The 12829-nt window shown below is 70.0% G+C and carries 9 protein-coding genes and 1 CRISPR repeat array (1 of these 10 cut by a window edge); of the genes, 3 read left to right on the top strand and 6 right to left on the bottom strand.

Going from position 1 to position 12829, the window contains the following annotated elements; all coding sequences use genetic code 11:
- Positions 1-25: direct repeats of the CRISPR family, unit length 36 nt; it reaches 522 nt to the left of the window's first position.
- Positions 26-861: 836 nt separating this feature from the next.
- Entirely contained in the window at positions 862-1383 is a 522-nt protein-coding gene (locus tag O7628_RS13635; RefSeq protein ID WP_347405235.1) for an HAD domain-containing protein, read from the bottom strand.
- A 518-nt stretch (positions 1384-1901) separates the two neighbouring features.
- On the opposite strand from O7628_RS13635, the gene O7628_RS13630 reads away from it, so the two are divergent.
- Positions 1902-2666 (top strand): phage Gp37/Gp68 family protein, encoded by a 765-nt coding sequence (locus O7628_RS13630; protein ID WP_278130806.1) that lies wholly within the window; start codon positions 1902-1904, stop codon positions 2664-2666.
- A gap of 103 nt (positions 2667-2769) precedes the next feature.
- Complete coding sequence (locus O7628_RS13625; RefSeq protein WP_278130804.1) at positions 2770-3864, top strand: three-Cys-motif partner protein TcmP; 1095 nt, start codon at positions 2770-2772, stop codon at positions 3862-3864.
- Between the two features lie 124 nt (positions 3865-3988).
- On the opposite strand, the gene O7628_RS13620 is transcribed toward O7628_RS13625, so the two are convergent.
- Complete coding sequence (locus O7628_RS13620; protein ID WP_278136305.1) at positions 3989-5158, bottom strand: IS701 family transposase; 1170 nt, start codon at positions 5156-5158, stop codon at positions 3989-3991.
- 411 nt (positions 5159-5569) lie between these two features.
- Here O7628_RS13620 and O7628_RS13615 point away from each other — a divergent pair, with 411 nt between their 5' ends.
- Positions 5570-6544: a hypothetical protein gene (locus O7628_RS13615; RefSeq protein ID WP_278130802.1), complete on the top strand. Its 975-nt coding sequence runs from the start codon at positions 5570-5572 to the stop codon at positions 6542-6544.
- Between the two features lie 18 nt (positions 6545-6562).
- Here O7628_RS13615 and O7628_RS13610 read toward each other — a convergent pair whose 3' ends face one another.
- The 4 genes from O7628_RS13610 to O7628_RS13595 are packed head-to-tail and all read right to left on the bottom strand — an operon-like array spanning position 6563 to position 12828.
- A complete protein-coding gene (locus tag O7628_RS13610) occupies positions 6563-7279 on the bottom strand; it encodes a hypothetical protein (protein WP_278130799.1) in 717 nt (238 codons plus the stop codon).
- Positions 7272-8750, bottom strand: coding sequence for a hypothetical protein (locus tag O7628_RS13605; RefSeq protein ID WP_278130797.1), 1479 nt, complete (start codon positions 8748-8750; stop codon positions 7272-7274). Before O7628_RS13605 ends, O7628_RS13610 begins: the two co-directional genes overlap by 8 nt.
- On the bottom strand, positions 8747-11053 hold the full coding sequence (locus O7628_RS13600) for a hypothetical protein (protein ID WP_278130794.1): 2307 nt from the start codon (positions 11051-11053) through the stop codon (positions 8747-8749). The genes O7628_RS13605 and O7628_RS13600 overlap by 4 nt, the downstream gene beginning before the upstream one ends.
- Complete coding sequence (locus tag O7628_RS13595) at positions 11053-12828, bottom strand: ThiF family adenylyltransferase (RefSeq protein WP_278130793.1); 1776 nt, start codon at positions 12826-12828, stop codon at positions 11053-11055. Before O7628_RS13595 ends, O7628_RS13600 begins: the two co-directional genes overlap by 1 nt.
- Position 12829: the final 1 nt, after the last annotated feature.

Genomic DNA, 12829 nt, shown 5'->3' with positions numbered 1-12829 from the left:
CGCGCAGGACAATGGTTTCCGACGTAGCCAAGTCACCGGCTTCGACCTGTACCTGATCTACACGTGTTTAACCGGTCCTCGCCCGATGCCGTGGCCGGGCGCACCACGAGAGCGTGTCACCTAGCTACTGCTCCTCGTGTCACTCTCACCACACCCTGTACCAGCGACAACTACGCACAGGCCGGTCGCGCCCCTACCACCGACAGGGGTCCCGGCGGGACTCGTGAGGTGGCCCGGCATGCCGACAGCCCGGCATGCCCCGGGGCTCCGACGCGCTGGTCGAAAGAGCCGGAATCAGATGCGTGGACCTTCCAGCCGTCACCGGCCACCCTCGGCCCCGGGCGATGTCCCGATCCTCTCCGTCACCTGCGCCCGCCCAGGTCAACGGCGACCGACCACCCAGACGTCCAGCCCGCCGGACAAGATCCACACGACCGACCACAGTGGACAGCAGCTGCATCCGGACGGACCGGCGCCCGGACCATGGTCCAGACCAACCGACACGCAAACGCACTGGTCAACACCAACCAGCACGAACCCCGGCCGGAACAGCACGCCGACAACGGAGCACCATCGGAGCACCGGATTCCAAATCCTGGGAAGATCCGTCCCAGTCAGCAGAAGCGATCAAGGCCGTGACCGGCGTTTCCGCTGGTCACGGCCTTGATCGTTTGTGCGCCCGAAGGGACTCGAACCCCTAACCTTCTGATCCGTAGACGATAAGCCAGAAGGACCAGGTCGCAGCCTTGATCAAACGATTCCCGGCCGCCCAATTCGGCACATTGTGAAGCCACACTATGGCTTGTCAAGAATTTCCTTGCGATCGTCCTGAAATGCGAGACATAGATAGAATGATTACTATCACCGGTAGCGCGGACGGCTATCTGCGGATCCCACACACTGTGCAAGCCACCGATGAACGGTGTCGAGATCAGCGCCCGTCAACCCGCGATGCGGATCGACGCGGTGCAGCAACGCGGGATGCCGGTGGTGCGCAGCGACCCACCGGCAGTCAACGTCGGTGATCTCGTCGTCGAGCCAGACGAACGGACGACCGGCGGCGTACCGCATCAGCGGCACGCTCTTCCAATGCACACCGCGCGGCGATCGCTCATCGGCATCCGGCCAGTCGACGAACGGCAACACGGGAAGACCGAGCCGAGGCGCGATCGCCTCGTTCGCCTCCGCCATCCACGTACTCGCCCACACCAGATCACCCGGCAGCCCACCCAGCCGGGGACCGTCACCAGGGTCGAGCCGACCGAGCAGCGGATTGCCCGAGCTGTCCGAGGTGGCCACCGCACCGAGAGTCACGGACGAGCTCACGCCGGCTGGCCGAGCCCGCAACGGCAGAAGCACACCGTCGATGTCCACGAAGATCAAGGGTCGCGTGACGCCACTGAGCACGGATGCACCGTACTGCCCATCACCAACCAATGCCGAAGGTCGGCGTCATGCTGGCGGCTATGGCCGACAACAAGATGGCCGACGTGAGGGCGTTCCTCGGTAGAGGAACGCAGTGCGCGCCAGGGGCTGCGCCCTACCCGCGCCGGGGCGAAGGGCCACTTACGGCATATCGATAGACAGGTCAGTCCTCTGACGATCTTGTTCGCTTCAAGGATCCGAGCCCCTACGACAGGTCGCCGCCGGCCGACTCGGCGGCTGGCGCACGGCACTCACGGAGGTAGCCTGCCGCCGCACCGACCCGTTGACTGGCTGCTGTCCGGTCTGCGTGCCGTGCTCCCGTACAACAATCCCGCGCCGCCAACGTCTATCCACTTGCCCGACCGTTGTACGCGGTAACGCGACATCGCCGACGACCGGCGGAGCGGCGACTTTCAGCGACCCCCTTCCGCATCGTACGAACGTTCGACAGTATAGGCGTGTAGGGAGGTGATTCGGTGGCGGACCACAGTCCCATCGAGTGGACAGAGGCGACGTGGAACCCCACCACCGGGTGCGATCGCATTTCCCGGGGCTGCGACAACTGCTACGCCCTCACTCTGTCGAAGCGGCTGAAGGCTATGGGTTCAGCCAAGTATCAGACCGACGGTGATCCACGAACCTCCGGCCCCGGCTTCGGGGTCGCAGTACACGAAGACGCCCTAGACGTCCCCCGACGCTGGCGCGATCCCCGGATCGTGTTCGTAAACTCGATGTCGGATCTCTTCCACGCTCGAGTACCGCTGCCGTTCGTGCAGCGGGTGTTCGAGGTGATGCGCGAAACGCCGCAGCATACCTACCAGCTGCTCACCAAACGAGCAGGCAGGCTGGCTAAGGTGGCCCCGCAGTTGGACTGGGCACCGAACATCTGGATGGGCGTCAGCGTGGAGGGCCCCACGGAACTCTCCCGCGTGGACGACTTGCGGCGGGTTCCGGCCGCTGTCCGCTTCCTCTCCGCAGAACCCCTGCTCGGCCCGTTGGCCGACTTGAACCTAGACGGTATCGACTGGCTCATCGCTGGGGGCGAGTCCGGGCCGGCCCACCGACCAGTGGACCCGCTGTGGGTTCGGCAGTTGCGGGACAAGTGTGGTGAGGCGGGGACCGCCTTCTTCTTCAAGCAGTGGGGGGGTCGCACGCCGAAGGCTGGCGGCCGTGAGCTAGACGGACGCAAACACTCGGCCATGCCCACGCGCATGTTCGCTGGTGTCTCGCCAAAGGCATGACCGCCGTAGTCGCTTCGCGCCGGCCGGCCAACGGTCGATGGGTTCCGCCGATGAGGTTGCGATGAGACACTGACGCCTGACACTCGGTAGCCAGGGGGTACGGATGCCGGTCAATGGTGAGGTGCCATGGGAATGCGCCCCACACACGGGCGCCAAGCATGACATCTACCAGCGCTACCTTGAGCGCTGGTTCCCCATCCTCCTAGCCGGCTCGAACGCCTATCCCTCGGTCACCTACGCCGAGGGCTTCGCCGGCCCGGGGATCTACAAGGGCGACGAGCCGGGTTCGCCAGTGATCGCAATGCGGGCGCTGGTCACCAAGGTGCCCAGGACCAAGGGCGTCGCCCGCTTCGCCTTTGTCGACGACGACCAACGCTGCGTCGACATGCTCCGGGCGACCCTGACGAAGGCGTTCCCTGAACGGCCGCGCACCGACGCCGCCATGCCCGTGAAGATCGTTAAGGGCACCTGCGCCTCCCATCTGGAGGCCACCCTCGACGAGATGCGCGCCTGGGGGCAACCGATCTTCGCCAACCTCGACTCCTGGGGTAACGCGCCAGTGCCATATCGCCTCCTTCGGCGCCTGGCCGCGAACGTCTCCAGCGAGGTCATCGTCACCCTGTTTCCGCAACACTTCGTGCGCTTCGTCAGCGACCTCGGCGAAGCTGGCGACGCGGTGTTCGGCGGCAACCCCGCATGGCGAACCGTGGCAGACCTGGCACCAGAAGCGAAGAGCCGGCACATTCTCACCTGCTACCGGCAAGCATTGCGCGCAGCAGGCTTCCCGTACCTGTTGGACTTCGAGCTGATCCCCAGGAAGGGACAGCCGCTCTATCTGATCTTCGGCACCCGCCATCGCCTCGGCGTGCAGAAGATGAAGGACAGTCTCTGGGAGGTCGACCGCACCCAGGGCGTCGGCTTCCGCGATCCCCGCGACGAGCAGGCCGAGACGCTGTTCGACGTCGACGAACCACAACTCGGACCGCTGACCCGACTACTCACCCAACAGCTTCGACGCAGCGGACCCGTCCGCGTCGAAGACCTGCGACACTTCGCTCTGCTCGAAACGGTGTACCGACCGGAGCACGTGATCAGGGCGCTGAAGCCCCTCATGGACCACGGCGCGCTCAGCATCGAAGGCGGCGGCACACTGCGGCGCACCTCCGTCGTCTCCCTGACTCCAGCCTCCGCCGTCTAGTACTCCAGCCGTAGCTGGTGGATTCGGTGTCTTCGCTGGTGGTGGGCCCGTTTGGCGCGGTATTGGTGTCGGCGTCGCCATCGTGACCATCGATGTATGTGTTCGAAGGGTGGGGTGGTGGTGATCAGGTGTGCCAGGAGACGGCGGACCTCGCCGAGGCTGAGGGGCACGAGCTGCTCATGATCATGTTCTGGGTCCCCCTTTTCGTGTGGGCGGTGGTGATGGCGAGGTAGGCGTGGGTCCACAGAACGAGCGTTATGTGCCGGTACCAGGCGTCGTAACGCCGGACCTGGTAGTGGTCCAAGCCGACCTCGGTCTTCGCGCTCTGGAAGCACTCCTCGATCGCCCACCGGGTCCCGGCCACGCGGATCAGGGTCTCGTCGTCGGTGTCGGCGGGGCCGAAGCACAGGTAGTAGGCACGGTCGTCGGGGTTGGCGATGCTGCGTCGGATGAGCAGCCAGTGCCGGTAGCCCTCGGTGTCGGTGTCGGGCAGGGTGGCCGCAGCCCAGTCGTAGAGCCGCGGGCCCTTCGCTCCGTCGCCGCAGCTGCGGCGCTTCCACGCCTCGACGGGGGCGCTGGCGGCAAGAACGTCGGGCCGGGAGTTGCCCACCGCGGTGGGGATGCGCTGGTTACGAGGCACGGCCAGGACGTAGCCGATCCTGTGCTGCTCCACGCGGCTGCGGAACTTCGAGTCCTGGCCGTAGGCCTCATCGGCGGTGACCCACCGCGCCGGAAGCCCCGCGGCGATGGCGCGGTCGAGCATCCGCAGGCCGAGAGCGGGCTTCGTGGCGAACCCGACCCGAGGGCCGATCGCGGCCTCGGCGCGGCGGGCGGGGTCGTCGCACCAGCCGCGCGGCAGGTACAACTCCCGATCGACCAGGGTGCGACCATGCGGGCCGGCGTAGGCGAGAAACACGCCGAGCTGGCAGTTCTCCGTCCGCCCGGCCGTGCCGGAGTACTGACGCTGCACCCTGGCGGACTTGACGCCCTTCTTCAGGAATCCCGTCTCATCGACGATGAGGACCCCGTCGTCGTGGCCGAGATGCTCGGCGATATAGGCGAAGAGGTCGTCACGGACGGCGTCCGGGTCCCACAAGGAGCGGTTGAGTAGCCGCTGCATCCGGTCCGGGGTCGCGTCTCCGGCTGCCTCCGCGAGGGTCCAGCCGTTCTTCGCCGCCAGCGGCGACAGCAGCCTGACCAGGTAGCTGAGGGCCTGCCGGCGGGGCTCGGCCCGGCCAAAGCGGTGCGCGATGCGGGCGAGCAGGTCGTCCAGACCCGTCCGCCATCCGACGATCTCATCGATCAGCACAAGCGCAAGAGCCTGCCCGGCCGCCGACCGACCACAACAGACTCGCGGTGCGATCGCTCAGCCAACGGGCGCGTAACATCGACATCGACAGCTGCCCCATCGGCGGCGGCCCGACACGGATCATACCGATGAGCTGGCAATACTCCCGATCACACAGCTACGGCTGGAGTACTAGGCCACCCACGATGGACGGTCGCGCGGTCATGCGCCGGCTCCTGCCGCGGTGTGCCCGGTCATGACGGTTGGGAGGATCGGCAGGGATGCATTCGGCGTGCGGAGAAAGCCGTTCTCCGGGCCAGGCTGTATTCCGGGTAAGCGTGGCATCGGCGGCAAGGGCGGGATTCGGCGCAGGGGATCCCATCGCCGCATGTCCAGGCGTAGATTCGCGCACCAACGGTGCCGAGTGGCACCGGATGTCACGCGGGAGCACACACGATGACCGAACCTGGCACCAGTGCGGCCGCTGCGGGTCTGCTGTTGCGCCACCTGCTGACCGAGGAGGCCCGGTATCGGCGGCTCTGGCAGGCGCATGTGCGGGCCGGGGGTCCCGATCAGATCAGTACGGCCGCAGTGGCGAAGGTGCTGTCGCTGCACCTGTGGGAGGCTGGTGAGCGGTCCGAGCAGGACCGTGCGTTGCCGCGCACGATCCGGGACCGGGTGCGGCGGGCCCTGTCCGGTGAGGTGATCAGCGCCGAGACGATGCAGTGGTTCGTCGACGCGTTCGAGATGACCGACGTGCACGCCGACCGGTTGTGGGGCGCGCTGCGGGCCGGTGGGCTGCCACTCGACGCCGGGATCGTGCGGACCCTCGGCGGGCATCGACACGAGACGCTGCCGCTGCCGCAACTGCACCGGACACTGTCGGTCTTCGAGCGGCATCTGATCGGGCCGGCCGGGGTACCGGTGGAGCATCACGCGGTGCATGTGATCGCGGCGCTGCGCGACGGCGTCGACCGGTACGCGCATGTCACCCGGGACAGTGCGGTCGAGGTGGAGGTTCTGGCCGGCGGCGAGGTCGGCGAGTCGTATCCGTACGGTGACGGGCTGCAGGTGGTGGAGGTGCTGCTGAACCGCACCTTGAACACCGGTGACATCGCCAATCTGGAGTATCGGACGGTGCTGCCGACCGACGCGTCGCCGGAGCACGCGGAGGTGCGGCGGATCGCGCACGGCCGGACGGAGCGGGTGCACCTGCGGATCGACTTCGACCGGTCGCGGGTGCCGCCGACGGTGTGGTGGGTGGCCTGGAACAGTGTCGAGGGCGGTGACGAGGTGTTGTGCGAGCCGATGGAGCTGGATGAGCGGAATTCGGCACAGCGGTTCGTGACGTACCTCGAAGAGGCGGCTGTCGGCTATCGCTGGGCATGGTGAGAGATCGGGCATGGTGCCTCAGATCGAGGATTTGTCCCGTTCAGGTAGTTCATATTCGCGGGCGACCGGGTTCCAGACGGCGAGGAAGGCGGCCTTGGCGTCCTGGGAACGTTCGTTGGCTTTATCGATGGCCGCGAAGAGTCTCCCGGACTGCTTCGGGCAGTGACCTTTGGCCGCGTCGTACCATTTCAGATAGGCTTCGTCGGCTTCGAGGGAGCGGGCCAACGCCGCCTGCAAACCGGATTTGATCTCAGCACCCTCCGGCAGCGGGCTGGTGTCCAGGACGGTCACCTTGGCGAGCAGCGTCTGCCGGTTCTTGGCCGCGTTCTGGATGCCCCGCCGGGTGGCGTCGCCGATCTTGCACTTCCGGATCAGGCCAATCGCCGTCAGCAGGTTCTGCCGGCCCACGATGCTCTCATCCAGGATCGCGGCGACCTTATTCGCCGCCGCAGTACGCGCCGCCGCCTCGGCCGCCCGGGTGTCGTGCCACTGCATCGCCTTGATCCCGGCGAACGCCACCACGGCCATCACCGCGAGGATGGCCAGCCACAGCCCGGCCATCCGCAGGCTCTTGAGGTCACGGGCCGCGCCGGCCGGCCGGGGCACCGGGCCGCTCGCCGGCAGCGACGTCCGCCCGACCGTAACCTGAGGTTCGGTGGACCCGCTCGGACGGCCCGCCCCGGCCATCCGCTGCTGGTAGGCGTGCCGGCGGGCCTCGGTCTCGGCGTCAGCCACCGGCGGCACCCGAGGTCAGCCGCACGGTCGCGGTCAAGCCAGCCGCCGCGAACAGGTCGGTGAGGGCGCTCTGCCATGCCACTAGATTCGTCCCGGCCTCCTGGGCGTTGATGTGGCCGGGAACAGCGCCCAGGCCCAACCGTACCTCCAGGCCCGACCCGGATTCGGTGACCTCGACGTCGTCGACCGGCAGCCCGCACTCGCCGGTCATCGTGCGGGCGAGTTCCCCGCAGACCAGGGCCGCGCCACCGCTCTCCGGGACCAGGCACATGGTGACCTGGGTGTATCCACAGGACAGCCAGTACGGCGAGTCGAGCGGCAACACGACCGGGGCGTTGGTGCCGCCGACTGCGGCGATCAGCAGCCGGGTGCCGCTGGGTCCGTCCACGGTGGCCGTAGCCGCCCCCGTGACGTCGGCGAGTTCGGTGGCGAACTGCAGCGCTTCCTGGACCTCGTCGGCGATCCGCCACCGCGGTCCGCCTCCGGAACCGGTGGTGGCGGTGACCACGCGGGGAGCGGCCGCCGGATTCTCGTTACGCAGCAGCGCCGACAGCAGCTGCGCCGGGGTTTGGTCGAGGACCTCGGCGAGGAACGGGATGGTGTCGGCGTACTCGGTGATCAGGCCCTGCAGCGACGCCATCCGGGCCAGGTCGGCCTCCTGAGCCAGCTCCGGGTGCCGGTACGTCCACGGGTGGACGCCGTAGGTCGCGGCGGCCAGGGCCTGGGTTTCGGCCTCGCCGAGCGCGTTGATTCGGTCCAGGGCCACCTGATGCTGGGCGCGGATCTCGGCGAGCACGTGCCGAACCCCCTCGAGACTCTGCTCGGCCTGCAGGCGGGCGTTCTCCAGCTGGGTGTCGTAACCGACGCGGCGGTGCTCGATCTCGTATTCACGGGCCATCTGGTCGAGGGTGACCTCGGTGTCGTCGAGGGTGAAGACCGGGTTGAGGATCTCGATCATCAGCAGGTCACTGGCGGTCTGCCCGCCGAGGGTGTGCCGGGCGTCGGTGGTGGTGACGACACTGTCGTGAACGACCCGGGACAGGGCGGCTGCGGCGTGCGCGCGGAAGTCGGCGTCCAGCTGGGCCGCGGCGACCGTGGTGTACCGGTCGACGCTGTGCACACCGTACTCGCGGGCCAGTTGCAGCAGCAGATCCGGGCGTTCCATCCAGACCGGCCGGGCCCGGACGGTGGCGGTGACCCCGACCCTGCGGCCGTCGCGCAGCAGCAGATCCCGCAGGCCCATGTCGACGGTGAATGGGGAGTTGACGAACAGCAGGTAGCTGAGACCACCGACGGCCGGCAGCGAGCGGTCACCGGCGAACAGGCCACGGACGGCACCGGACCGGCCCGCGCCGCGGACCTGCCAGACCTGGCCGTTACGCAGCACCACCGCGACGGTGCCCTGATCCACGGTGATCTGCCGCTTGTCGAGTGAGTGCGGGCCGCTGGCCAGCGGTGGGATGACGGTCACTGTCGGGGTCCCTTCAGACTGCGGTCGACGGCGTCACGGACGGCCCGAGTCACGCCGTGCAGCCGGGCCGGGTCGCCGGCCAGCCGGTCGGTGACGGTGCGGGCGGCCAGGCAGTAGAGCTTCGCGGCGGGATCCGGGCGCGGGGCGATGCCGTACCGTTTCGCCAGGGTGGCGGCCAGCCGTACCGCCTGGTCGGCGAGATCGGCGGGCGCGGCCGGAAGCTGGGCGCGGGCCTCAGGCAGCAGGCGCAGCATCTCCCGGCCCCGGCAGGGGCTCGGGCAGTCGGCGCACCAGATCGGTTGCGGTCCGCCGGACCCCACCACATCGGGGTGGCCGGTCACCGGCAGCGCGATGCCCGGCGTTGCCAGTGGGCTTCTCGTCACCTGCACGGGTACGGGTAACGGCTGCGTCCCCGCGTTCACCACCAGCGCTTCACCGCGCTGCAGCTGCGGCAGCATCCGCACCGCCCGCTGGTCGCCGGGCCCGGCGGTGAACCCGGCGTCCGGGGCGGCCGTCGCGGCGAGCCGGTGACTGATCCGGTTTGGGAACAGCTCGGTGATGCCGCGGCTGAGCTGCCCCGGCGTCTGCGTGACCAAGGCCAGCCCCTGCCCGTAGCCGCGCAGTGTGGCCAGGGCTGCGGAGACGCCGCGTTCCGCGGTGCCGGCCTGTCCGTCACCGCCGCCGAGGACCATGTGCGCCTCCTCCAGCACGGCCAGGTGAGTCAGGCCGGTGCCGGGGTGTGCCCGGCGGTACTCGACGAGACCGGCCAGCAGCAGGCCGAACGCGAGCTCGCGGGAACCCTGGTCGGCGTACCCGGCCAGGGAGATCAGGGCGGGCCGGGACAGCAGCCGTCCCCAGTCGAGGCCGGCACCGGGGCCGCCGGACAGAGCGGCCGCGTTCGGGCCGGACATCAGCGACTGGATCCGAGCACCCAGCGACAGTTCGAGCTCGGCGGCCTGCCGGGCACCGGACGGGGTGGCCGCGGCCCACGCGCGTACCTCCCGGTACAGCCCGGCGATGGTGGGTGGCTCCGGGGCGGTGTAGAGGCCGGCGACCACGGCTCGCAGCACCGACGCGGCCAGCGGCCACGATTCGCTCAGGTGGGTGGAGGCGTCCAGGAACTCGGCAACGGTGGCGCCGAACGCGGCCGGGGCGACCCCGTCGGGTACGGCCAGTGGGTTGAGCCGGACCGGGTCACGGCCGAGCCGCAGCACCGAGACGGGCTGCCCGATGGCCGCGCCGAGCTGGTGAATCAGTCCCGCGTACTCGTCCTTCTCCGGGTCGATGACCAGGAACGGGATCCGGTGTTCAGTCCAGAGCCGGGCCAGCATGCTCATCGTCGTGGTGGACTTGCCGAAGCCGGGCAGCCCGGTGACGATCAGGTGCTGGGCCAGGTCGGCGATCGGCAGCCGGTACTCGTCGCCCGTCGCCGTGGTGCCCAGCAGCAGCGACGGCGCACCGGTGGCGCGCGGTTCCCAGGAACCCAGCGGTGGCTGCCGCCGCGGGAACCGGGTCGGGTGCACGTCGTGCAGGGCGACCAGCGGCAGCAGGCCGGCGGCGCGTTCGACGGGCACGAACCGGCCCAGTTGCAGCATCGCGTTCCCGGCCGGCCGGCTGGTGGCAACCTCGACCGTGACGCTCTCCCGCCCGGCCGTGGTAAGCAGGCAGGCCGCGACCTGCCGGGCGCCGTGCTCGTCGGCGTGCACGGACACGTGCGCGGCGCAGACACCCTGCCGCATCTCCTCGACGGCGGTCAGGTAGTGCCGGGTCGCCTCGGCCCGCGGGTCCCGGTCGAGGCGGCGGGATGCGGCCCGGGCCACCACCGGCAGGCTCGCCTCGGGTGTCTCCACCGGCGCGAGCACCACGGTCACGGCAGTCACCGTCGGGGTGCGTTCCACGCAGGCCAGCACCGCGGGCCAGTCGAAGCCGTCGCGTGGCCACACCGCGTCGGCCGCGAAACCAGGGAAGCGGCCGGGGCTGACCGGCCGCAGCTGCCAGGCCCGTCCGCCGGACGGCCGGACCGGCGGCGGCTCGTCCGCGCCGACCCCGACCACGGTGCCGATCGTGTGCCGCAGCCTCCGGGTCGTGTCGGGCGCCTCGGCGCCGCCGCTGACCTCCAGGTCGATGCGGGCGTGACCGTCCGGACGGCGGCTGACCGTGGCGGTCAGCACCAGCCGGCCGTGGTGGCCGAGCCCGCGCAGGAACCGGGTCAGGGCACCGTGCAGGGCACCGGCGACCGGACGGTCGGCGGTCGGGTCCTCGTCCTCGACGGGCAACCAGGTGATCGGCAGTGACGTACGCATCACTGCTCCCGGCCGGCTGTGGACCGCATCCGCTGCTGGTAGGCGGCCCGCTGCCGGTCGAGGATCTGCTGCGGGCTGCCGTCGGCGCCGTGCCACAGCGGGTCGACGCGGTGCTCGAGGGTTCCGCAGACCGGGCAGTCGGGGCGGCGTTCCGGGCGCATCCAGATGCTCTGGACCGCGTGCTGGCCGAGGGTGTCGGCGAAGATGTGCGGGAAGATCCAGTGGCCGGGTTCGGTGGCGAACAGCACGTAGTTCTCCCCGTCGTGCAGTGGCCGGTCGAGGAACCGGGCGATCCGGGCGTCGCCGCCGGGGTGTAGCAGCGCGAGGCTGATCTTCGCGGCGGCGGCGCTGACCAGGTGGATGTCGGTGAGCAGCCCGGCCTCGGCGGTGAGCCGGCCGGTGCCGTAGTTGACCTCCGGGCGGGTGGCGTCGGCGCCGATGCCGTCACGCACGCCGCCGGTGCCGCAGCTCCAGCAGGGCAGCCCCTCCCGCACGATGATCACCTCGCCGCCGGCGGCGCCCTTGTAGAGGCCGACGAACACGGCCGGGACACCGGCGGCGTACGCGAGGTGGTTGAGGCGTTCCTGGGCGGCGTTATCGTCGGTGCCGGCGATCACCAGGTCGGCATCGGCGATCATGGCGGCCAGGGTGCGGGACGGGATCGCGCCGATCGCGTCGGCGACGACGGCGGTCGTGACGTCCGGGTTGATCTCGGCGAGCCGGCGGGCGCAGGCCTCCGCCTTGGGCCGTCCCAGGTCGTCGACGGCGAACATGGACCGGCCAATGTTGGCCGGTTCGACGGTGTCCGGATCGAGCAGGGTGAGGGCGCCGACCCCGGAGCGGGTCAGCGTCTCGGCCAGGTAGGTGCCGACCGACCCGACCCCGGCGACCAGCACCCGCCGGTGCCGCAGGTCGGCGGAGAGCAGGCCCTGGGTACGCGCGAACAGGTCGACGGGAGCGTGACCCCGGCCGCGGCGACGGCGGTACCACGGCGACCGGCGCGGCACCGGCTGTTGCTGCGGCGGCGCGGGCCGTGCCGTGGGCCGTGGGGCGGGCCGCAGCGCGGCGGCGAGCCGGTCGATGGCCGGTAGCGACAGGTCCCACGTCAGCGGCCGGGCCGGGCCGCCGTCCGGCAGCAGCAGCGGCGCGGCCAGCGGAAACCCGGCAGGGAACAGCAGGGTGGCCGGCGGCAGCCCGGCCGGGGTGAGCCGGGAACCGAGCGCGACCGCGCCGTCCACCACGATTGGGACCGGCCGGTGGGCGGCCGGGTCTAGGCCGGCGTGGGCCAGGGATTGCTGGATCGGTACGACGACGGGCCGCATCCGCCGCACCGACAGCCGCGGACCGGCCCACGACGCGCCGAAGAACGAGCACAGCGCCGGCCCCAGGGTGAGCTGGTGCTCGTCCGGGTCCACCTCCGGGGTCAGGGTGACGATCCCGGCCAGGTAGCGGCCCAGTTCCGGGTTGAGCCGCAACGACTCACCGAACTCGGAGCAGTCCTGCGAGCTGGGCTGCGGGACCCCGGCGGGGTGCGAGTGGACGATCCCCTTGAACCGTTCCGGTCCCTGCTGTTCCCGCCGGGTGACCTCGTCGAGCAGCCAGTCGCTGTTGTGGTAGCGGACCGTGGTGACGACCGCCGGGGTGTCGTGCACGAACGAGGTGACCAGGTCGGAGCCGGGCAGCCCGAGCAGGGCACCACCTTGCTCGGGCCGGACCGCCCCCAGTGTCGCGACGATGTCGGTCAGCGCGTAATCGGTGATCGTGACGGCCAGCATC

This window comes from Micromonospora sp. WMMD956 (assembly GCF_029626125.1).
Lineage (GTDB): Bacteria > Actinomycetota > Actinomycetes > Mycobacteriales > Micromonosporaceae > Micromonospora > Micromonospora carbonacea.
Note: the sequence above shows the minus strand (reverse complement) of the source record. Positions and strands in the feature narration are given on the sequence as shown.

Excerpts from the sequence above, each read along its gene's own strand:
- O7628_RS13625 (WP_278130804.1), top strand. The coding sequence starts at position 2,770 with ATGCCGGTCAATGGTGAGGTGCCATGGGAATGCGCCCCACACACGGGC.
- O7628_RS13600 (WP_278130794.1), bottom strand. The coding sequence starts at position 11,053 with ATGCGTACGTCACTGCCGATCACCTGGTTGCCCGTCGAGGACGAGGAC.
- O7628_RS13595 (WP_278130793.1), bottom strand. The coding sequence starts at position 12,828 with ATGCTGGCCGTCACGATCACCGATTACGCGCTGACCGACATCGTCGCG.